Raw genomic sequence first — 23049 nt, forward strand, 5'->3', positions numbered from 1 at the left:
TTTTTTACTTATTTTATGCAATTTTCATTCTAATTAGAATAAAAATTGTATATGATTATTTAAAAGAAAAAAATTAAGGTAAAAAATGATAAACAGCCAGATATTTTATCTGTTTTTTATAATAACACTCGGATATATAATCGGAAACATTAAAGTAAAAGGTTTTTCGCTGGATATTACCGCCATATTCCTTGTTGCCTTAATTGCCGGGCATTTTGGCATGGTTGTTTCTGATAATTTTAAATTTTTCGGGCTGGCTATTTTTATTTATGCGGTTGGTTTGCAATCGGGGCCTGGTTTTTTTGAAACAATTAAAAGCGACGGGATTAAATTAAATATAATAGCAGTTTTTTTATTACTCAGTATTTTTATTTGTGTTTATTTTCTGGGAAAATATTTTAATTTGGATAAAAGCGTAATAGACGGGATTCTTACAGGCTCTCTGACCAATGTCCCTTCCCTCGCAAGTGCTCTTGAAGTTAAAAACGACCCTATAATATCCATTATATTCGGGGCTGTTTATCCGTTTTGTATTTTTGTGACAATTTTTTTTATAAGAATGCTTCCTGTTATGTTCAGGGTGGATTTGGGTAAAGAGGTTGAAAATTACGAAAATGAAAAAAAGGGCAGATGCGCCCCGATACTTACAAAAAATTTTAAAATAACAAACGAAAGTTTTAAAAAACAGCCTGTTAAAAAATCCCAGGTGGAAAAAATGACATCCACCATCATAGAAAGGGTTGAATCTCAAAATCCGGACGATTTGGAGGAAAATGAGGATGTATATCTGCATTATAACGACATAGTAAGGGCATCCGGAAGCAAAGAACAGCTTGAATCTCTGCGTATAATACTCGGAAGCGAAATAGGAGATGCTTATAAATTTCACGATGATATGAAAATTTTCAAACTTCTTGTTACATCAAAAAATATAGTCGGTAAAAAAATAGGAAGTTTAAAAGAGCTGAAATCTTTAAGGGCAGTTGTTACAAAAGTCAGAAGATCGGGAATAGATATTAAACCTCATCCTTCGTTAACGCTGATGTTTGGGGACAAACTTTATGTAGTTGCACCTGAAAAATACGGAGAAAGAATTACAAAACTTGTGGGAAACAACCTTTTAAAATATCCGGCAGCCGATTTTTTATCTATATCTTTAGGGATTGTAGCAGGGATAATTGTAGGAAGTATACCTTTTTATCTGCCTTTTGTGGGGGAGATAAAACTCAGTTTTATAGGGGGGATTTTAATTACGGCATTAATCCTCGGAAGGCTTGGAAGAATAGGAAACATTGTTTTTCAGCTTTCACCAAATTCCGGGAGTCTTATGAAAACATCCGGGCAGCTTATATTTATGGCCGCCATTGGAACAAATGCGGGAAAGTATCTTTTAGAAGAACTCTCTAAAAATGGATTTTTACCAATATATATTGGATTATTTTCAATTATATTTTCACTTTTTTTAGTTTCTTTTGTGTGCAGGGTTTTTTTTAAAATGAATTTTTTAAATATTTTAGGTGTCTTATCTGGAGGAATGACATCAACCCCAACGCTTACTGTTATAAACTCTGTTTCAAAATCCGATTATCCGTCCATTGCATATACTGCTGTTTATCCTGTATCTTTGGTAATGACAATTTTTCTCTCCGAGATTATTTTAAAGATTTAGAATATAAATTGTATATAGGTTAAAAAAAGGGTAATTATGGATATGTTTGAAAAAGGTTTAAAAGAATATGAAAATAAAAATTATACCGGGGCATTGGAATGTTTTTTAAAATCAAATACCCCCAAGGCGTTTTTTAATTTGGGTATTTTTTATTTAAAAGGAATCGGGTGTAAAAAAGATATCAAAAAAGCAAAGGAATATTTTAAAAAAGCTGCAGAATTTAACGAAGCAAAAGCATTTTTTTATTTAGCAAACATTTATGAAAAAGAAAATAACAAAAAATATATTGAATATTATGAAAAAGCAGCAGAGCTTAATGACAAAAATGCACAGTTTAAACTTGCCCTCTATTACAAAGACAAAGATACAGAAAAATCAATGAAATATTTTATAAAAGCGGCTCACAACGGGCATCCTCAGGCCCAGCAGATTGTAACATATGTAAGCAATAAAGATTTAAACACTGATTTAAATGAAAAATTTAGAAAATTAGATGAAAATTTGCAAAAAGAAAAAATTATAAATTTGTTGCAAAATGAAATTGTTCCAGTACTCCAAAAAGACGGCGGGGGAATAGAACTTGTTAAATATATCCCGGGCGATATTCCGGAAATCTGGCTTCGTTATCTCGGTGCATGTTCTGGATGTATGTTTGGTAAAACCTCCACGGCGGATATGATAATTAAATATTTTGAAGAATTAATAGATAAAAATATTGTTTTGTATCTTCTTTAGAATAAAAATTGCATTTACTTTTTTAAAATCAATCAAGGAGAAAAAAATGGCTGTGATGATAACCGAGACTTGTGTAAGCTGCGGGGACTGTGCAGGAGAATGCCCGGTTGCTGCAATTTTGGATGATTCAAAAGACAGAAATCCGTTTATGGGTGAGCGCTTTTATGTAAAACCCGAAGCCTGTGTTGAGTGTGTAGGACACGCAGATGTGCCAAGATGTGCCGAAGCTTGCCCGACAGAAGGGTGTATTGTATGGGATATGCCTTATACTGAAGAATTCAGTGAATATTACGAAAAAGGAAACAGTGAAGGTAAATACAAAATAAGGGTTCATAAAAAGAAAGGCTTAATGCTCCCTACAGTTAAAGAAAAACCTTTTATAGAAACAGTTCCGTTAGAAGAGAGAGAAGCGCACTCTGCTGTTTTAAATTTCTTTAAAGCTTAAATATGCTAATTGCTTTTGCATCAAACGACGGGGAAAAAATAAACGAGCATTTTGGATGGTGCAAAAATTTTTTTATTTATAAAGTAGATAAAGATAAAAATGAGTTTGTTGAAAAAGTAGAATTTGTAAGCGAACCTGATGAAGAGAGGGAAAAACTTTTGTTTAAATTCGGAAAATTAAAAGAGTGTGATTTACTTTATTGCATACAAATAGGACCGGGAGCTTCAAAAATAGCAAACTCTTTTAATATTTTCCCTGTGAAAGTGGATAAAAACGAAAGTATAAAAGATGCAATTGAAAAAATTCAGAATATGTTAAAAAACAATCCTCCGATATGGTTACTCAGGATTTATAAAAGGAGTCAAAATGGCGGTAATGATTACTGATTTATGTACAAACTGCGGGGCATGTATAGATGAATGTCCGGCAACAGCTATAGTTAGTGTGGACAATTCACCTTTGGAATTTGCAGAGTTTACTTATGTAAAACCGGAAAAATGTATAGAATGTGTCGATTCGGCTGTCCCTAAATGTGCGGATGTGTGTCCTGTGGATGACTGTATTGTATGGGATATGCCTTATATTGAGGAATTTAACGACTATTTTGTAAACAGTGACAATTATGTAATAAGAGTGCATAAGAAAAAAGGGCTTATGTCACCTAAAGTTTCACCAAAGCCCTACAGGGAAAATATTTCCATTGAACTAAGAAAAGCACACGTAAGTGTGGGAGAAACGCTTAAATTATATAAATAAGGAGAAAAAAATGGCTGTAATTATAGGAGAAAGCTGTATAAACTGCGATGCATGCAGACAGGTTTGCCCGGTTAACGCAATTGTTGATGATTTATCAAACCCTACAGGTGAAAAACGTTATTATGTAAAACCTGAAGTATGTATTGAGTGCGCAGGTGTTTATGAGGACCCGCAATGTGCGGCTATATGTCCATCAACCGGTACAATAACATGGGATTACCCTTATACTAAAGAATTTGAAAATTATTTTTTAAATTCCCCTAAATATAAAATAGGCACTACAAAAAGCGGTAAACTTAAAACCCCTACATTAAGAGGTAAAAAATACAGAAAAGATATTCCTCTGGAATTAAGGGGCATTGGAAAAGAAGTTCAGGAAATTCCCGAGGATTTGAGTGAAATAAAAGTATTTAATTCAATTGTTCGCTCTTTTTAAATCATATAAACTGTTTTTTAAAAGGCACTGACTAAATGGTAAAATATATAAGAATAACTACAAAGATAAAAATATGACAGCTTCAGGGCTTCATTTTGCTAACGCACCGCTCAAATTTTGCTAAAAATTGCAAACGCAAGCGCCTTTACGGGTTGAGTGCAATTTTTTAAACGTAAAATTTTCGCTAAATTCCGCTACGCTGTCATATTTTTACTTTTCCGTTATTTAGTCAGTGCCTTTCAAAAGTAAATTTTATTAAAATATGTTATTATTATATGAACTAATTTTCTCAAATATATTGGAAAATATAAAAAATTAAAATAAGATTTGAAAAATGAATAAAAAAGACCTGTCAGAAGCGGATATAAAAGCAAAATTTATCACACCTGCATTATTGAAAGCCGGTTGGGATGAACAAACCCAAATTGGAAGAGAAGTATATTTTACTGATGGTCGAATCTATGTAAAAGGGAAAATTACAACAAGAGGAAAAAGAAAATTTGCAGATTATATTCTGTTTTACAAACCCAATGTCCCTATTGCAATAATTGAGGCAAAAGACAATAAACATTCAGTAAAAAGTGGTATTCAACAAGCTCTTGGATATGCAAATACTTTGGATATTCCTTGTGTTTTCAGCAGTAATGGAGACGGTTTTTATTTCCACGACAAAACAGCAACAGACGGAAAGATTGAAAAAGAATTATCATTAGACCAATTTCCAAGTCCGAAAGAACTTTGGGAGAAATACAAAAAATATAGAGGGATTGAAACCGAAGAAGTTGAAAAAATAGCAAAACAAGATTACCATCAAGACGGTAGCGGTAAAAAACCGAGATATTACCAACAAATAGCAATTAACAGAACAGTTGAAGCCATTGCCAAAGGACAGAAAAGAATATTATTGGTTATGGCAACAGGAACTGGAAAAACTTATACTGCTTTTCAAATAATTTACAGACTTTGGAAAAGCGGTGCAAAAAAACGAATACTTTTTCTTGCAGACAGAACTTCACTCATTGACCAAACAGCCAGAAAAGATTTTGCACCTTTTAAAGAAGCCATGACTATCATAAAGCATAAACAAATAGATACTGCATATAATATTTATTTAGCGTTATACCAAGGACTTTCAGATAGTAAAAGCGAAGATGCTTATAAAAAATTCAGTCCTGATTTTTTCGATTTAATAATTGTTGATGAGTGTCATAGAGGAAGTGCAAGAGAAGACAGTAAATGGCGTGAAATTTTGGAATATTTCAAGAATGCAACGCATATTGGGCTTACTGCCACACCCAAAGAAACAACCGAAGTTTCAAATATTGATTATTTTGGAGAGCCGATTTACACTTATTCATTAAAACAAGGAATTGATGATGGTTTCCTTGCCCCTTACAAAGTTGTAAAAGTGACACTGGATATTGATGCAGAAGGATGGCGACCACCAAAAGGATTTTTAGACAAAGACGGAAATCCGGTTGAAGATAGAATTTACAACCGAACTGATTTTGATAAAAATATTGTTGTTGATGAAAGACGAGAATTAGTTGCAAAGAAAATTACTGAATTTTTAAAAGGTTACGACCGCTTTGCTAAAACTATTGTTTTTTGTGTTGACATTGAACACGCAGAAGGAATGAGAACTGCTTTGGCTAACGCCAATGCCGATTTATTCAAAGAGAACAACAAATATGTAATGCAAATTACAGGCGATAATGAAGAAGGTAAGAGAGAATTAGACAGTTTTATCAATCCAAGTGAGCCTTATCCTGTTATTGCAACGACTTCAAAATTAATGACAACAGGCGTTGATGCTCAAACCTGCAAACTGATTGTTTTAGATAGCAATATATGCTCAATGACAGAATTTAAACAGATTATAGGCAGAGGCACACGAATAAATGAGGAATACGGGAAAACCTATTTTACAATTATGGATTTTCGTAATGTTACCAATCTGTTTGCAGACCCTGCGTTTGACGGTGAACCTGTAATGATAAAAGATGTAACACAAGACGACGATTTAACAAATTTAGAGGATGAAACAACAGATGAACCAATTACCGATATTTTAGACGGTGAAGAAGTTGAATTTCCTTACCAATATGAAATTGAAGGCGGAGGAGAAATTGTCGCCGAGCCAAGAGTAAAATATTATGTCAACGGCGTAGATGTAAATATTATCAACGAAAGAGTGCAATATCTTGATGAAAATGGTAAAATTATTACTGAAAGTTTAAAAGATTATACACGGAAAAATGTTTTAAAACAATTTCAAAGTTTGGATGATTTTTTGAACAAATGGAATAATTCGGAGAAAAAAGAGGCAATCATAAAAGAATTGGAAGAACAAGGAATTTTATTTGACGCTCTAAAAGATGAAGTAGGCAAAGATTTTGACCTATTCGATTTGATTTGCCATATTGCATATGATGCAAAACCATTAACAAGAAAAGAACGGGCAAATCAGGTGAAAAAGCGTAATTATTTTACAAAATATGGAGAAAAAGCAAGACTTGTTTTGGAAAAACTATTAGATAAATATGCCGATGACGGGTTATTAACCATTGAAAGCACAGAAGTATTAAAATTAGACCCATTAAATAAATTGGGAACACCAATTGAATTGATAAAAGCATTTGGTTCTAAACAAAAATATCTTGAAGCATTGAAAGAATTAGAAAAAGAACTTTATAAGGTAGCATAGTTTATGAAAGAAAATCAAATCATCATATACAATACTGATGACGGCAAAGCATCTGTTTCTTTGATGGCAAAGGACGGAACAGTTTGGATGAATCAAAATCAATTGGCCGAACTTTTTGCCACCACAAAACAAAATATCAGCCTGCACATTCAAAATATTCTGAAAGAAGGAGAGTTAGACGAACTTTCAGTTGTCAAGGAATACTTGACAACTGCCACAGATGGTAAGAAATACAAAGTTACTTTCTACTCTTTGGATATGATTCTTGCCATTGGATTTAGAGTAAGAAGTAAAAGAGGAACTCAATTTAGAATTTGGGCAAATCGAAACTTAAAAGAGTATATGGTCAAAGGTTTTGTAATGGATGACGAACGCCTGAAAAATCCTGATGGCAGACCCGATTATTTTGATGAACTATTGGAGCGTATTCGTGAAATACGGGCTTCTGAAAAAAGATTTTACCAAAAAATAAGAGACCTTTTTAAACTAAGCAGCGATTATGACAAAACCGATAAAGCTACTCAAATGTTTTTTACCGAAACACAAAATAAGTTGCTATTTGCCGTTACCGGACAAACTGCTGCAGAAATCATTGTTTCGCGTGCCGATGCCAACAAACCCAATATGGCACTTACTTCTTGGAGAGGTGGAATCGTTAGAAAACAAGATATTTATATTGCAAAAAATTATTTAACAAAAGATGAGATTGATACGCTTAACAGACTGGTTGTAATTTTCCTTGAAACAGCCGAATTAAGAGCAAAAAACAGACAAGATATTACAATAGATTTTTGGCGGGAAAATGTAGATAAGATACTTGAATTAAACGATAAACAAATTCTTAACCATAAAGGCAAAATATCAAACAAGGAAATGGAAAAATTAGTCAGTAAAATTTATGATAAATTTGATGAAAAACGAAAAAAATACGAAGCTGAATTAGCCGATAAAGAAGATTTAAAAGAAATTGAAAACCTTGAAAAACAATTAAAAAAGAGGAAGTAATATGGCAAATGTATCAGCTGTAATAAACAGTATCAGAAATATAATGAGGCAAGACAGAGGTATCTCTGGCGATGCTCAACGATTAGAGCAATTGGGTTGGATGTTGTTTTTAAAAATAATGGACGACAAAGACCAAGAACTTGAAATCATAAAAGATGATTATGAATCGGTAATTCCTGAAAAATTTCAATGGAGAAATTGGGCAAGCGACCCCGAAGGAATTACAGGCGATGAACTTTTGAATTTTATAGACAGCAATGCCCAAAACGATAAAGGACTTTTTGCAACATTGCGAGAACTGACAAGCATTAAAAACCCCAAACGAGCCGCTATTGTCCGAGAAGTTTTTGAAGGCTCAAACAACTATATGAAGTCTGGCTACGAAATGCGAAAAGTCATCAATAAACTTAACGAAATTGACTTTAATAATTCGGAAGACAAGCATATTTTTGGTAATATTTACGAAAGCATTTTACAAGAATTGCGTGATGCAGGAAACAAAGGCGAATATTACACACCAAGAGCAATAACGCAGTTAATGACCCAAATGACCGACCCGAAATTGGGCGAAAAAGTGCTTGACCCTGCTGCCGGAACAGGAGGTTTTTTAACCGCAGCAATTGACCATATACGAGCAAATTATGTAAAAACCGTTGATGATGAACATATTTTGCAAAAAAGCATTACAGGTTGGGAACTTAAACCAGTTGCTTATGTTTTGGGCTTAACCAATTTGATTTTGCACGAAATGGATGTTCCCGATTATGTATATAAAGACAGTTTAAAAACCGAATACAACAGCATTGGAAGAAAAGACCAAGTTGATGTAATACTTGCCAATCCACCTTTTGGAGCAAGTATTGCCGATGGCGTGGAAACCAATTTCCCTAAAACTTACCGCACCAAAGAATCTGCCGACTTGTTTGTGATTTTAATGTTACAACTATTAAAACCCAAAGGACGGGCTGCTATTGTTTTGCCCGATGGCTCAATTACCGGTGATGGTGTAAAAATGCGAATAAGACAAAAATTGCTGACCGAATGCAACTTGCATACGATTATCCGTTTACCGCAAAGCACATTTTTTCCTGCTACTGTAAGCACTAATTTGTTGTTTTTTGAAAAAGGAAGTCCTACAAAAGAGATTTGGTATTATGAACACCGTTTACCCGAAGGACAAAAATCTTACAGCAAAACAAAACCAATAAGATTTGAAGAATTTAAACCGCTTATTGAGTGGTGGAACAACCGTAAAGAAAGCGAGGTAGCTTGGAAAGTAAAAGTAGAAGATTTAAAAGATTGGGATTTGGATATTAAAAATCCGAATACAAAAGTGGAAGAAATAAACTATACAACAGCCGAGGCAATAACCATTTTTCAGAATTCATTGAATAGGATGAATGAGTTGTTTCAAGAGATAAAAAAGGGGTTGGATATATGAAAAAGGGAGATTTGTTAAAAAATATAAAACAAGCTATTTTACAGCAAGCCATACAAGGCAAACTAACCAAAGATTGGCGAAAACAAAACCCGGATGTTGAACCGGCAAGCGAACTTTTAAAACGCATAAAAGCAGAAAAAGAAAAACTGATTAAAGAGAAAAAAATCCGCAAAGAAAAACCGCTACCGCCAATCACACAAGAGGAAATCCCTTTTGAATTGCCTGATGGTTGGGTGTGGGTAATTTTAGACGAAATATCATTATTCAAGAATGGTAAAGCCCACGAACAATTTGTTGATTCTAATGGTAAATACATTTTAATTAATTCAAAATTTGTTTCAACTAATGGTGCTGTCGTTAAATATACTGGTAATCAAATGATGCCAATGTATAAAAATGAAATAGCAATCGTAATGAGTGATGTTCCTAATGGACGGGCTTTAAGTCGCTGTTTTTTAATTGACGAAAACGATAAATACTCTCTAAATCAGAGAATCGGAGGCATTATACCGCTTTCAGGTATTTACCATAAATACTTAATTAAAGTATTAGATAGAAATAAATATTATTTATCTTTCAATGATGGGAAAAAACAAACAAATCTAAAAAAATCACAAATAATGTCTTGCCCTATCCCAGTTCCCCCACTTGCCGAGCAAAAAGCCATAGTAGAAAAAGTAGAAAGTTTAATGCAACAATGTGATATGGTGGATAGAGGTGAAAATATTGACAATATGCCTGTTATTCATCCGCAAGCCAGAAGATTGATAAAGCTGTATGATAAAATAAATAAAACAATAAATGAAATCCAAATCCAAAAAGAAAGCGTTAACCAACTCAAACAATCCATTTTACAAGAAGCTATACAAGGTAAGTTAACGGCCGACTGGCGAAAACAAAACCCTAATATTGAACCTGCAAGCGAACTTTTAAAACGCATAAAAGCAGAAAAAGAAAAACTGATTAAAGAGAAAAAAATCCACAAAGAAAAACCGCTACCGCATATCACAGAAGATGAAATTCCTTTTGAGCTGCCTGATGGTTGGGTTTGGTGTTATATAAGTGAATTAGCAGAATTATACACTGGTAACAGTATAAATAAATCAGAAAAAGAAGCTAAATATACAAAACAACAAAAAGGGTTTATTTATATTGGGACAAAAGATGTAGAATTTAATATGAGAGGAATAAACTACAATTCTGGCGTTATTATTCCTACAAAAGAATTAGAAAAATTCAAAATTGCACCTAAAAATACAGTATTGATTTGTATTGAAGGTGGTAGTTCTGGTAAAAAAATCGGTATTACCGCACAAGATGTATGTTTTGGCAATAAACTTTTAGTTGCAAATACATACATAAATGAACTTTCAAAATATTTATATTATTTGTATAACTCTCCACATTTTAAATCTGAATTTGATAAACAAAGAAAAGGGTTAAGAGGAGGTGTATCTGTAAATTCATTTAAAAATATTAAAATTGCCCTTCCCCCGCTTGCCGAACAAAAAGCCATAGTTGAAAAAGTAGAAAACTTAATGCAAAAAGTATCGGCAATGGAAGAAGAGATACTAAAAAGCGAAAAAAATGCCGAAATATTGATGCAAGCGGTATTAAAAGAAGCGTTTGAGGGTAAAAAAGAAGTCGAAGAATGATAACTAAAATCAAATTACATAAAACAGCATCTTATGCAGATGTAGTTGAAATTGAACCCAAAGCAATTAATTATTTTTTTGGTAGCAATGGAACAGGTAAATCATCATTAGGAAAAGTGATTGCTGATATTTCTACTTATCCACACTGTAATTTAGAATGGGCAACTTCACCAATAGATGTTTTTATATACAACAAACAGTTTGTTCAAGACAGTTTTTCGCAAAGTAACGCAATTAAAGGAATTTTTACATTAGGTAAAGATGCAACTGGTATTCAGAAATTTATAGAAGAAGCAAATGCTAAAATTGGAGATTTTAAAAATAAAATCGAAGGTTTAAATAAGTCTATTGAAACACAAGAAGAAAAATTATCAAAAAAGAGAGATGATGTAGAAGAAAAAGCTTGGGCTTTAAAAAAGAAATATGAAGCATATTTTAAACCTGCATTTAAGGGCTTTATGGGGAGTGCAAAGGATTTTTTTAATAAATGTATTTCTGAACAAAAAAACAGCTCTGATTTACTTGACGAAAAAGAAATTATTGAAAAAAGCAAAAAGGTTTTTAATGATGATTTAAAAGCTTATGACCCTATTGATGAATTTACATTTGATGATTTATCCAAATATGAAAATTCTGAAATTTTAAAAACAAAGATTGTCGGTAAAGAAGATATTGAAATTGGTAAGCTAATACATAAACTTGATAATAGCGACTGGGTAAAAGACGGTGTTAATTATTTACAACAAACTGAAAATATTTGTCCTTTCTGCCAACAATCAATTAGTAAAGATTTGCGTGAACAAATCGAATCATTTTTTGATGAAACTTATGAAAATAAAAAGAAAGAGTTAGCCGATTTTATTCAGAATTATAAAAGTTATGTTAATGGTTTGCTTACAAAATTACAATCATTGATAGGTAGAGATATTCCTATTCTTGATTTTAAGGAGCTAAAAGCTAAAATCGAACTACTAAAAAACACTTATAAAAACAATTTAAGTGAATTAGAAAAAAAACTAAAAACACCGAGTATTCCTATTGGAATTGATAGCTTAGAACCAATATTATCCGAAATATCAGAATTAATTAAGGTATTAAAAAAAGAAGTTGAAGATAATAATAGCACTTTTGAAAATATTAAAACCGAAAAAACTTTATTAAAATCTAAGATTTGGCGATTTATTGTAAATGAATTAGATATTGATTTAAAATCATATAATAAAATAAAATCAGATGTTGAAAAAGCTATAAAAGGGAGAAATGATACACTAAAATTAACCAAAGAAGAAAAAGGCAAACTTGAAACCAAAGTCGCAAAAAAAGAATCGGAAGTTACAAGTGTAAAACCAACAGTAAATGAAATTAACAAGATTTTAAAGCTATTTGGTTTTACAAATTTTATGCTTGAAGAGGCAGATGAAAAAGGATTTTACAAAGTTGTTAGAGAAAACGGAAGCGAAGTAAATGGAACTTTAAGCGAAGGAGAATCAACTTTTTTGACCTTCTTGTATTTTTATCATATGTTAAGAGGTAGCACAAATGATACAGGAGTTGGCAAGGATAAAATTGTAGTAATTGACGACCCTATTTCGAGTTTAGATAGTAATGTTTTATTCATTGTCAGCAACTTAACAAAAGAACTTTTACGAGATGTAAAAAACGGAACTAATGGAATAAAACAGATTTTCATACTTACGCACAATGTTTACTTCTTCAAAGAAGTTACTTTTAAAGGTGGTGGAAATAATAAATGGAAAGAAGAAGCATATTGGATTGTTAGGAAACTAAATAATAAAACACAGATAATAGAACACGAAAAAAATCCGATTAAAACTACTTATGAATTATTGTGGCGTGAATTAGATGATATTGAAAAAATAAATACGGCAACGATTTTCAATACATTACGCAGAATTTTAGAATACTACTTCAATATTTTAGGAGGCCTTGATTATGAAGATGCAATAAGTAAATTTGAAGGGGAAAAACAGATAATTTGCAAATCTCTTATTTCGTGGGTAAATGATGGTTCACATTTTATCAATGATGATTTAGTTGTAGATGCGGAACCTGAAAATGTAGAAAAATACTTGAAAGTTTTTGAGTTAATATTTGAAAAAATGGGACATAAAAGTCATTATGAAATGATGATGAATAATAATGTAAAAAAAGAGTAAAATGCCGACCCTAAAAGCCATACACATTGCCAAGTCGCACAAAGCCGACCGCACAAGCCAAAACTTGGCAATAAGTATGTCTTTGCCAACGCAGAGAAAGATGCTAACAAAATTATTGGTAAACTAAAAATATAGGTTTAAAATCCCACATTATGAATAGCCAAAGCGGGTATTAAAAAGCAATAAACATAAAGGAAATACCATATGAGCTCACAAAAATATACAGTAAATCAGCCGTTAATCGAAACCCTGATATCTTGGGTAAAATCAGGAGAAATAGCAATTCCCGAAATTCAAAGGCCTTTTGTATGGAGTTCTACGAAAGTCAGAGATTTGATGGACAGTTTGTATCAAGGTTATCCAATCGGATATATCATTGCTTGGAGAAACCCAAGCATAAAAGTCATAGACGGAAGTTTATCAGAAGGAAAAAAAATATTAATCGATGGTCAACAGAGGATTACCGCTTTAACCGCAGCAATTATCGGACAACAAGTTATAAATAAAGACTATAAAAAAATAAGAATTCAAATAGCATTTAATCCGCTTGAAGAAAAATTTGAGACTTTAACACCTGCTATTGCAAAAGACAAAAAATGGGTAGATGATATTTCAACTGTTTTTAACGGTAATTTATTCGATATAGTTGGAAACTATTTAGAGAAAAATCCTGATGCGGATAAATTAAAAATTCAGACAGTTTTTCAGGATTTGATAAATATTCCCAAAAAACAGATTGGGCTTATAGAATTAAGCGGACATCTCGATATTGAAAAGGTAACAGAAATCTTTATCCGAATTAATAGTCAGGGTGTTGAATTAAGTCAGGCAGATTTTGTTATGTCAAAAATTGCAGCAAATGAAGAATATGGCGGTAATCTTTTGCGAAAAGCAATAGATTATTTTAGCCATTTAGCGATTGCTCCTGAATTTTATTCTCATATTGCTGAAAATGACACTGAATTTTCTAAAACTGAATATTTTCAAAAAATTAGCTGGTTAAAAAATGAAAATGAAGACTTATATGAACCAACCTACAAAGATATTTTAAGAGTTGCATTTACATTCAAATTCAACAGAGGAAAATTAAGTGATTTAGTAAGTTTACTCTCAGGTAGGAATTTTGAAACAAGAGAATTTGAAGAAGAAATTGCCAAACAATCATATAATAATTTAATTATTGGAGTAAAGAACTTTATTAACGAAACAAATTTTAAAAGATTTTTAATGATTATAAAATCCGCAGGTTTTGTTGATAATAGATTGATTAGATCTGTAAATGCGATGAATTTCGCCTATATACTTTACTTAAAATTAAAAGAACAAAACTACAATTCTGCTTTAATTGAAAAATATGTAAAAAAATGGTTTGTCCTTACTTTACTGACCGGGCGATATTCCGGTTCCCCTGAAAGCAGATTTGATTTTGACATAAAAAATATTTCTCAAAAAAATTTCGGCGATTATTTAAAAGAAATTGAGGACGCTCAGTTGTCAGATGCTTTTTGGAATGCAGAATTAATTCAAAGATTAAATACTTCAAGTTCTACAAGTCCTGTATTTAACGTTTTTCTTGCTTCTCAATGCTATTTTAATAATAAAGGTTTTTTATCGAAAGATATTACCGTAAAAAACTTGATTGAACAAAGAGGTGATGTTCACCATATTTTTCCAAGAGACTTATTGAAAAAGAAAGGTCTGACAAGAGGACAGTACAATCAAATTGCTAATTATGTTTATATTCAAAGCGAAATCAATATTAAAATTGGAAATAAACCGATTGAGAAATATTTACACGAGATAAAAGAACAATGCAATGGAGGGGAATTAAAATATGGTGGAATAGTAGAATATTCCTCAATTGAAGATAATTTTAAACAAAATGCAATTCCTGTGGGTATTTTTGAAATGAAAATGGAAGACTATCAAAAATTTTTAATAGAAAGAAGGAAATTAATGTCTGAAAAAATAAGAAACTATTACAAAATAATATAGATAATATATTTTCAACTTTCAAGTATTTAATTCAATTGTTCGCTCTTTTTAAATTCATAAACAGGCTCTTTTTTACTGCCTAAAATAAAATCTTTTGTAATAATACATTTTTGTAAGTTTTCTGTTGTAGGTGCGTAATATAAAACAGGAAGCATTATTTCTTCAATAATTCCCCTAATCCCTCTTGCACCGGTTCCTGTGGAGATCGATTTTTCGGCAATTAAATCAATTGCATCATCTTCAAAAACAAGCTCTATTCCGTCCATGTCAAAAAACGCCTGGTATTGTTTTATTATAGCATTTTTAGGTTCTGTAAGTATCTTAACCATCTGCTCTTTTGTAAGTTCGTTAAGCTGTGCAATAACTGGAATCCTTCCTATAAATTCAGGTATCATTCCGTAATTAATCAAATCTTTTTGTTTTATTTTAAGGTTTTTGTTTTGATTTTCATCATCTTTTACAATAAATCCCATTTTTGTTTCTTTTTTTTTGTTTTTTTCAGGTACTAAATCCACAAATGCCCCGCCGCATATAAATAAAATATGGGATGTGTTTATTAAAACAGTGTCGGAATTGCTTTTTTTATTACCTTTTACAGGCACATACACATCAGAGCCTTCCAGTATTTTTAAAAGTCCCTGCTGCACTCCTTCTCCTGAAACATCCCTTCCTATGGCGGCACTTTCACTTTTTTTTGCAAGTTTGTCTATTTCGTCAATATATATGATGCCTTTTTGTGCAAGTTCAACATTGTAATTTGCCGCAACCAAAAGCCTTGATAATATACTTTCAACATCTTCCCCCACATATCCGGCTTCTGTTAAAGAAGTCGCATCCGCAATGGCAAACGGAACATTTAAAATTTTTGCAAGTGTTTTTGCAAGAAGCGTTTTTCCGCTGCCTGTCGGGCCTATCAGCATAATATTGCTTTTTTCGAGTTCTATGTCATTATATACAGGGTTTTCAATTCTTTTGTAATGGTTATACAGGGCAACTGCCAGTATTTTTTTGGCTTTTTCCTGTCCAATTATATATTTGTCAAGATGTCCCACAATTTTTTCTGGTTTTAACAGTTTAAATGCGGAACTGTTCTTTTTTTTAAGGTAGTTTTCTTTTTGAAGTATTTTAGAACATGTTTTTACACATTCGCTGCAAATTGTTGACTTTTCAGTGGAAAACATTTTTTCCACTTCGCTCTGTTTTCTTCCGCAAAACGAACATATTTTTTCGTTATCCATATTAAACCTTTTTACAGTGATGTTTTTATAAAATATTTGTTAAATTCTTCCAGAGATATCGGAATATGTGTTAAATTATGTCTTTTTAAAAAATTTTCCTCTTTTTTACTAAGAGGGGGTTCTTTTACATAATATCCTCCATCTAAATCCAAAGTCAGTTCATTTGCCACCATCCTTTCTGTGTCTTTTGAAAAATCAGCACCTAAAAAGAGATATTTTTTGCCTTTTCTGTATTTTTTTAAAAAAGCGGGAACCGCAAATCCGCCCATGGCTTCTGTAATCCAATCTACATAATCCGCATCTGAAATAATAAAACTAGGCTTTGGAAGAGTCGAACCCATAGGTTTAAAAAGAATTTTTTGTGCGTTTTTCAGCTCTTCATCATCGGTTTTTATATACTGTTTTGTTTGTATATCAAATTTGTAAATTTCATATCTGTAATCATTATCCAAAATTCTTGCTTTTCCTACAATAAGTATATGTTCAACATCCAAAAGCAGTTCCTGAAATTTAGAATCCCTGTTGGTATCAATAATGTATTTAGGATTTAAATTTACAATTTCTTTGTGTATTTCCGTAGGCTCAAACGGTTTGGAATATATCCAGTTTGTCAGCTGTTGGATATATTCATAACCTCTTCTTTGTTCCAAATGCATAGCTGCTCTTGAAAATTCATACATTAGTCTCGGGCTCATTGCTCTGCCGTTATTCATCATTAAAATAAGTGAATCGGAATCATAAGGCATCTGCTCGCCCTCTTTTGTTTTAACATTTTTAAAAATTCCTATACCCAAATAAGGAACTGTTTTATTTTCTTTAATCTCTTTTTTTATGTTTTTAATTAATTCTTTCATATTCCACATCCTTTATTGTTATAAATCTCTTTTGAAGAGATTATTTTTCTTTTTAGTTTTTCTAAATTAAATTTTTGATAAACATCATCAGGATACTCATCATAATATATTGCCCCGTCTTTTGATATTAAAATGAGCGCTTTTGTAATAGTTTCCTTATCTTCCATTTTAATTGTTAAACCGTAAATGTCTGAGAATTCATTATCTTTATCAAACAGGACAATAATGTTTTCAAACGAAGGTAAATTTGTTTCTTCCGGTAAAACCAGATATATATGTATTTTCAAATCTTGTAAAAATTTGTCAGTTTCCATAATTTCACGCATTAATTTTTCGTCAATAAAAGGCATGGTTATTATAAGCTGAGTATCTTTACATTTTTGCGGAAATTCAACCGGGATTGAATTTTTATCATATAAAGTTACCGTTTCTGCCTTGTATCCTATATCAAGCGGTGTGTCTTCTAAATAATAAAATTTATTTTTATATTTTATTTTCAAAACTGCTCCTTTTTTTATGTATATGCAATATTTATTCTATTGTTTAGAACATATATTGCATATAGATAAAAAGTTTTAAATAAGGAGAAAAAAATGAATTCAACAAACAAAAATTTTTTACCGGAAGATATAAAAGAAAAAATAAACAATCATCCGTGTTACTGTGAAGATGCACATCATCATTATGCCCGTATTCATGCGGCTGTGGCTCCTGCATGTAATATTCAGTGCAATTACTGCAACAGAAAATACGACTGTTCTAATGAAAGCCGCCCCGGTGTTACAAGTGAGAGAATGACTCCCGAAGAAGCGATAAAAAAAGTACTTTATGTGGGGGGAGAGGTTCAGCGTCTGAGTGTTTTGGGTATTGCAGGCCCGGGTGACGCCCTTGCAAATCCGAAAAACACATTTGAAACTTTCAGGCTGGTCAGGGAAAAAACGCCTGATCTTAAACTCTGCCTTTCAACAAACGGGCTGGCTCTTCCTGATTATGTGGATGAACTTGTAAAATACGGGGTTGATCATGTCACCGTTACAATAAACAGTGTTGATGAAACAGGGGAAATAGGTTCAAAAATATATTCCTGGGTTTATTACGACCATAAAAGACATTTTGGTAAAGATGCGGCAAAAATTCTGCTTCAAAGACAGCTTGAGGGTATTAAAAAATGTGTGGAAAAGGGTATTTTAATTAAAGCCAATTCCGTTTTAATTCCGGGAATAAACGATAAGCATCTTCCTGAAGTTGCAAAAAAATTAAAAGAAATGGGGGTGTTTTTACACAATATTATGCCTCTTATTTCAGAGCCTGAATACGGAACCAAATTCGGCTTAGAGGGAGTTCCAAGCGCCACTCCGCAACAGGTTATGGAAGTTCAGGAAGCCTGCGGTGTTGATGTAAGGCTTATGAAACACTGTAGACAGTGCAGGGCCGATGCCGTGGGACTTATAGGAGAAGACAGGGGGGCTGAATTTACAAAAGATGTATTTGTAAATAAAAGTTTTGAAGAGCTTGAAAAACATTACAACATTAAAGCAAGAAAAGAAGCGCAAAACAAGATAGAAGAATTTAGAAAAATCCTTGAAAAGGCAAATGAAAGAGCAAGGGAACTTGAAGAAAATCTAAGCTCAGAGAATAAAACCATTTTAGTTGCCGTTACAACCGCAGGTGAGGGAATGATTAACCAGCACTTCGGCTCAGCAAAAGAATTTTTAATTTATAAAGCAGGAGACAGGGGTGTTATGTTTGTTCAACACAGAAAAATAAACAGTGCGTATGCCCAGAGTGTAGGTTCGGAAGATAATATAAAAGAAATTTCAGATGTATTAAAAGACTGTAAGCTGCTTTTAACGGCAAAAATAGGAGAGACTCCGAAAAATGAATTATTAAATGAGGGAATTTCAGTAGATGATTCTTATGCGTTTGAGCCGATAGAAATTTCTGTTTTAAACGCAGCAAGAAAATATTTTAACTTGCCTGAAAAAAAGGAGGTTAGATTATGATTATAAACGACACAACCCTAAGAGACGGAGAGCAGGCCCCTTATGTGGCTTTTAACACAAAAGAAAAAATAGCAATTGCCAAAATGCTTGTGGAGTGTGGTGCAGACGAGCTTGAAATAGGAATTCCGGCTATGGGGGAAGATGAAAAAAGAGATATAAAAACACTGCTTTCTTTAGAACTTGATGTGCGTATGATGACATGGAACAGAGCCGTGATGAAAGATTTGGAAGCCTCACTTGAGTGCGGTGTGAAAGCTGTTGATTTGTCTGTTCCGGTTTCAGACGTATTGATAGATGTTAAATTTAAAGGGAATAAAAATAAAATATTAAACAATCTTGAAAAAACAATTACAGAGGCAAAAAAAGAGGGGGTTTTTGTATGTATAGGGGCTGAGGATTCTTCAAGGGGCAATATGAATTTTATTGTTGAAATTATGAAATTAGGCCGTGAACTCGGAGCCGACAGGTTTAGATTCTGCGATACGGTTGGAATACTTACCCCTTTAAAAACATATGAAATTATTAAAAAGCTGACGTCATTAAATCTTTTGCCTATAGAAATGCACACACATAATGATTTTGGACTTGCAAACGCCAATGCACTAAGCGGTATTGAAGCGGGGGCTCTCAGTTTAAACACAACGGTTATAGGTTTGGGCGAAAGGGCGGGAAATGCTTCGTTTGAACAGGTTTTGATGTCTTTAAAATATTTATACAGCAAAGATGTTGAAATAAAACCGAAATTAATAAAAAAACTTACATTTTTTGTAAGCAGGGCCGCAAATATTACAATACCTCCAAACGCCCCAATAATCGGTAAAAGGCTTTTTGCGCATGAAAGCGGCATACATGCTGATGGTATGATAAAAAACAAAAGAGCCTACGAGCCTTTTGAAGCCGAGGAAGTAGGGGCAAAAAGAGAGTTTCCAATAGGTAAACATTCAGGCTCTTCCACGCTTATGTATCATTTAAAAGCTGCGGGGATAGAGGCTAAAAAAGAGGTTTTAAGAAACCTGGTCCCTAAAATCAGAAAAATAGTAACAAAAAGAAAAAAAGTTCTAAACAGAGCCGAACTTATTAATTATTACAGGAAATATGCGTGTTTATAAGATGGCTTAAATTAATAGATACACCCGAAATAATCTCAATTGCAAAAGAGATGGACATTGAGGTGGACACTTATCATATAAAACTTATACTTACGCATTTTCCGCATTTGTGTTTTGGAATATATAAAGAAAATATGTTAGCGGGCGTAATTCTGACGGTGGAATATGAAAAAAATATTCAGATTAAATATTTTATGGTCAAAAATAATTTTCAGAAAAAAAATTTAGGAAAAAGACTTTTAAAAACGCTGATGGAAATAGCAAAAATGTATAATAAAAATGTTTATTTAATTTTTCCTGAAAAATATCAACTGTTTTTTGAAAATTTCGGTTTTAAAAAAACAGTTGATATAAATAAATGGATAAACAGAGGAAATGTCCCACCTTTTTATTTTTCAAACAAAGAAGCCAAGGAACTTGAATCTTATGATTTTGAAAACAGAGTCCAAATATTAGATTATGAAACATTTAATGAAGAGAGGACATTTTATTTGTTTGAAGAAATGCAAAGGAACAGCTCATTAAAATTTGCACTTCCAGACAGTTTTCAGCATTCTTGCTCTATTACTTCAAAAGATGTTTTTTTAGGACCCTGGATATCAAAGGATGAATATGAAGCGGAAAAAATGATAAAAGGTGTTTTATTTTTCAGGGGGTTAAAAAGAGTAATATCATACAGCCCGGATATTGAAAATATTAACAAACTTTTCAAAAAATACAATTTTGAAAAAACAGAAAAACTGGTTTTTTTAAGCTATGGGGATTGTGAAATAAATTTTAACAATATTTATTCGTTTTCATTTTAAAAGGAGGAAAAAATGGACAAAAAAGAACTAAAAAAAGAACTTGGAAAAAGAAAAAGAAAAGCTGTTGAGCTGGCCGGTCAGATTCATGACATTGTGGAAGATACATTGTGGGTGGATTATAACAAGCTGCCAGAACTCTCAAAAAAAATAGTAGAAGCAGTGGAGGAAGTGGAAAGATTTAAAAAAGAAACCGGACTTTAAAGAGGGGAAAATGAGAACAAAAGAAGAAATTTTACAAATGGAAATATGTGAATGCGGTCAGAAAACTGTAAAACAGGCTATTGAAATTTTTGAGAATACTTCTTTACCTTTTAAAAAGGCAAAAAAATTGGTAACTGAATGCAACAGATGCTGCTGCAGAGAACCTTTAAAAAGATTGTATGATATGCAAAAATTCGGTAAATATGATTTTAAAGAGATAGAAATGCTGATAGAAAAAAGGTGGGAGAGAATAAGAAAACTGGCTGAAGGAGATTAAAATGGATATTAACGGATGGAGTGAACTTAAAAAATGGCTTATTAAACATAAGGCTTTAGGTGAAAATATTGACAATCCTTTATATATTACAAGGTTGAACCTTAGCTCTAAAGAGATAAAAGAACTTCCAGGTTCTATTGAACTGCTTGAAAATCTTGTTACGCTGGATTTAAGTGACAATTTTTTAGAAGCGCTGCCTGAGAGTATTAAAAATTTAAAAAAACTGATAAATTTAAATATATCCAAGAATAATTTTAAAGTTTTGCCTGAAGTTTTGGGTGAAATGAATTTAAAATCGTTAAATGCAAGCGGCAATTTGATAGAAAATGTCGATGTGCTGCAAAAATGTCAGAGTTTAAGGGTTTTAAATCTGAGTTTAAACAGAATAAATGAAATTAATTCACTTGCATTTGATAACAATTTAAGGGTAGTTAATATTTCAAATAACTTTATAAAAGAAATTTCTTCAATTTGTAAATCCCTTTGCAATGTGGAAAGACTTGATATCTCTTCAAATTTAATAAAGGAAATTCCGGATGAAGTGTCATATCTTGTTTCTTTAAATGTTTTAAACGCCCAGGATAATCAAATAAATAAAATTTCTAAAAACTTATACAAACTTCCTGTTGAAGAGCTTGATTTAAGCGGCAATCAGATTTCCGAATTAAAACTTAAAGAAATGGAAGATCTTGAATACCTGATTATTGATAACAATCCTGTACAAAAAATTTATTTAAGAGATGATTTTGCCCCTTATTTGGAAAGCTTTTCCGCCGACGGGTGCGGGCTAAAAGAATTTTTAATGTTTAAATCAGGTGAAATTAAAAATTTGTGCTACAGCTCAAATGAACTTACCGAATTGCCAGAAGAGATAATTAATTATTCAAAGCTTGAAGAATTGTATATTGATGATAACAATATAAAAGATTTACCCGAAAACCTTGCCAATCTTAACAATTTGAAAATATTGTATGTCGAGGGGAACCCTTTAAACGCCCATGCTTTAAAAGTAATAGATATTTTACATCCAAAAATATGTGATATCAAAACAAAAAAAGGAATTGTAATTGAAGAGGCAAAAGAAACAGACCTTCCTGAGATGGCGCATTTAATAGGGGAGCTGTTTTCAATAGAGAAAGATTTTGAAATAGATTTCACTAAACAGTTAACAGGTATAACAAAACTGTATAAACAAAAAGGTAATGTTTTGTTGGTCGCCAGGGATAATGACAAGGTGGTGGGTATGGTTACAATGCAGCGCCTCATTTCAAGTGCGGAAGGTGATTATATAGGGCATGTTGAGGATTTGATTGTAAAAGAAAATTACAGAAATATGGGGATTGGAAGCAGGCTTTTAAATAAAATACGTTCCATTTCCCAACAGCTTGGATATAAAAGAATTCAGCTTGCAGCTGACATAGACAATGAAAATGCCCATATGTTCTACACAAGAAGAGGCTTTTATCAAACGTATCTTAAAGTTTTCCATTACAAAGCGTAAACATTTTTACAAATTTGTTTCTCTTTTGTTTCTTTTTGT

At 32.3% G+C, this 23049-nt stretch carries 21 protein-coding genes; 18 read left to right on the forward strand and 3 right to left on the reverse strand.

Annotated features, from left to right (window positions below):
* Window positions 1-85 precede the first annotated feature (85 nt).
* From DZ68_RS0108365 to DZ68_RS0108420, 12 genes are all read left to right on the forward strand, one after another.
* Window positions 86-1669 carry an aspartate:alanine exchanger family transporter gene (locus DZ68_RS0108365; RefSeq protein WP_024791020.1) on the forward strand — a complete coding sequence of 528 codons (1584 nt, stop codon included), beginning with the start codon at window positions 86-88 and terminating at the stop codon, window positions 1667-1669.
* A gap of 36 nt (window positions 1670-1705) precedes the next feature.
* Window positions 1706-2404: a NifU family protein gene (locus tag DZ68_RS10525; protein ID WP_024788156.1), complete on the forward strand. Its 699-nt coding sequence runs from the start codon at window positions 1706-1708 to the stop codon at window positions 2402-2404.
* A gap of 46 nt (window positions 2405-2450) precedes the next feature.
* A complete protein-coding gene (locus DZ68_RS0108375; RefSeq protein ID WP_024788157.1) occupies window positions 2451-2849 on the forward strand; it encodes a DUF362 domain-containing protein in 399 nt (132 codons plus the stop codon).
* Window positions 2850-2851: 2 nt separating this feature from the next.
* A complete protein-coding gene (locus DZ68_RS0108380; protein ID WP_024788158.1) occupies window positions 2852-3235 on the forward strand; it encodes a NifB/NifX family molybdenum-iron cluster-binding protein in 384 nt (127 codons plus the stop codon).
* Entirely contained in the window at window positions 3216-3605 is a 390-nt protein-coding gene (locus tag DZ68_RS0108385; protein ID WP_024788159.1) for a DUF362 domain-containing protein, read from the forward strand. Before DZ68_RS0108380 ends, DZ68_RS0108385 begins: the two co-directional genes overlap by 20 nt.
* 10 nt (window positions 3606-3615) lie before the next feature.
* Entirely contained in the window at window positions 3616-4041 is a 426-nt protein-coding gene (locus DZ68_RS0108390; RefSeq protein WP_024788160.1) for a DUF362 domain-containing protein, read from the forward strand.
* 334 nt (window positions 4042-4375) lie between these two features.
* The gene (gene hsdR / locus DZ68_RS0108395; protein WP_024788161.1) at window positions 4376-6748 is read left to right on the forward strand and encodes an EcoAI/FtnUII family type I restriction enzme subunit R; all 2373 of its coding nucleotides are present in this window, start codon (window positions 4376-4378) and stop codon (window positions 6746-6748) included.
* A gap of 3 nt (window positions 6749-6751) precedes the next feature.
* On the forward strand, window positions 6752-7753 hold the full coding sequence (locus tag DZ68_RS0108400; RefSeq protein WP_024791021.1) for a virulence RhuM family protein: 1002 nt from the start codon (window positions 6752-6754) through the stop codon (window positions 7751-7753).
* A 1-nt stretch (window position 7754) separates the two neighbouring features.
* Window positions 7755-9194, forward strand: coding sequence for a class I SAM-dependent DNA methyltransferase (locus tag DZ68_RS0108405; RefSeq protein ID WP_024788163.1), 1440 nt, complete (start codon window positions 7755-7757; stop codon window positions 9192-9194).
* Entirely contained in the window at window positions 9191-10849 is a 1659-nt protein-coding gene (locus tag DZ68_RS10530) for a restriction endonuclease subunit S (RefSeq protein WP_024788164.1), read from the forward strand. Before DZ68_RS0108405 ends, DZ68_RS10530 begins: the two co-directional genes overlap by 4 nt.
* On the forward strand, window positions 10846-13026 hold the full coding sequence (locus DZ68_RS0108415; protein WP_024788165.1) for an AAA family ATPase: 2181 nt from the start codon (window positions 10846-10848) through the stop codon (window positions 13024-13026). Before DZ68_RS10530 ends, DZ68_RS0108415 begins: the two co-directional genes overlap by 4 nt.
* Before the next feature lie 204 nt (window positions 13027-13230).
* The gene (locus tag DZ68_RS0108420; protein ID WP_024791022.1) at window positions 13231-15021 is read left to right on the forward strand and encodes a DUF262 domain-containing protein; all 1791 of its coding nucleotides are present in this window, start codon (window positions 13231-13233) and stop codon (window positions 15019-15021) included.
* 26 nt (window positions 15022-15047) lie between these two features.
* On the opposite strand, the gene clpX is transcribed toward DZ68_RS0108420, so the two are convergent.
* Genes clpX through DZ68_RS0108435 form a run of 3 tightly spaced genes read right to left on the reverse strand, consistent with a single transcriptional unit; the run spans window position 15048 to window position 17613 of the window.
* On the reverse strand, window positions 15048-16259 hold the full coding sequence (gene clpX / locus DZ68_RS0108425; RefSeq protein ID WP_024791023.1) for an ATP-dependent Clp protease ATP-binding subunit ClpX: 1212 nt from the start codon (window positions 16257-16259) through the stop codon (window positions 15048-15050).
* 11 nt (window positions 16260-16270) lie between these two features.
* The gene (locus DZ68_RS0108430; RefSeq protein ID WP_024791024.1) at window positions 16271-17113 is read right to left on the reverse strand and encodes an SIR2 family protein; all 843 of its coding nucleotides are present in this window, start codon (window positions 17111-17113) and stop codon (window positions 16271-16273) included.
* Complete coding sequence (locus DZ68_RS0108435) at window positions 17110-17613, reverse strand: hypothetical protein (RefSeq protein ID WP_024788169.1); 504 nt, start codon at window positions 17611-17613, stop codon at window positions 17110-17112. The genes DZ68_RS0108430 and DZ68_RS0108435 overlap by 4 nt, the downstream gene beginning before the upstream one ends.
* A 93-nt stretch (window positions 17614-17706) precedes the next feature.
* Here DZ68_RS0108435 and nifB point away from each other — a divergent pair, with 93 nt between their 5' ends.
* Genes nifB through DZ68_RS0108465 form a run of 6 tightly spaced genes read left to right on the forward strand, consistent with a single transcriptional unit; the run spans window position 17707 to window position 23010 of the window.
* A complete protein-coding gene (gene nifB, locus DZ68_RS0108440) occupies window positions 17707-19116 on the forward strand; it encodes a nitrogenase cofactor biosynthesis protein NifB (RefSeq protein WP_024788170.1) in 1410 nt (469 codons plus the stop codon).
* The gene (gene nifV, locus DZ68_RS0108445) at window positions 19113-20225 is read left to right on the forward strand and encodes a homocitrate synthase (protein WP_035907250.1); all 1113 of its coding nucleotides are present in this window, start codon (window positions 19113-19115) and stop codon (window positions 20223-20225) included. Before nifB ends, nifV begins: the two co-directional genes overlap by 4 nt.
* Window positions 20216-21031 carry a GNAT family N-acetyltransferase gene (locus tag DZ68_RS0108450; RefSeq protein WP_024788172.1) on the forward strand — a complete coding sequence of 272 codons (816 nt, stop codon included), beginning with the start codon at window positions 20216-20218 and terminating at the stop codon, window positions 21029-21031. Before nifV ends, DZ68_RS0108450 begins: the two co-directional genes overlap by 10 nt.
* A gap of 12 nt (window positions 21032-21043) precedes the next feature.
* Complete coding sequence (locus tag DZ68_RS0108455; RefSeq protein ID WP_024788173.1) at window positions 21044-21232, forward strand: CCE_0567 family metalloprotein; 189 nt, start codon at window positions 21044-21046, stop codon at window positions 21230-21232.
* A 10-nt stretch (window positions 21233-21242) separates the two neighbouring features.
* Window positions 21243-21509: a hypothetical protein gene (locus tag DZ68_RS0108460; protein WP_024788174.1), complete on the forward strand. Its 267-nt coding sequence runs from the start codon at window positions 21243-21245 to the stop codon at window positions 21507-21509.
* Between the two features lies 1 nt (window position 21510).
* Entirely contained in the window at window positions 21511-23010 is a 1500-nt protein-coding gene (locus DZ68_RS0108465; protein WP_024791026.1) for a GNAT family N-acetyltransferase, read from the forward strand.
* The last annotated feature ends 39 nt before the right edge of the window (window positions 23011-23049 follow it).

Source organism: Lebetimonas sp. JS085 (assembly GCF_000523295.1).
GTDB lineage: Bacteria > Campylobacterota > Campylobacteria > Campylobacterales > Nautiliaceae > Lebetimonas.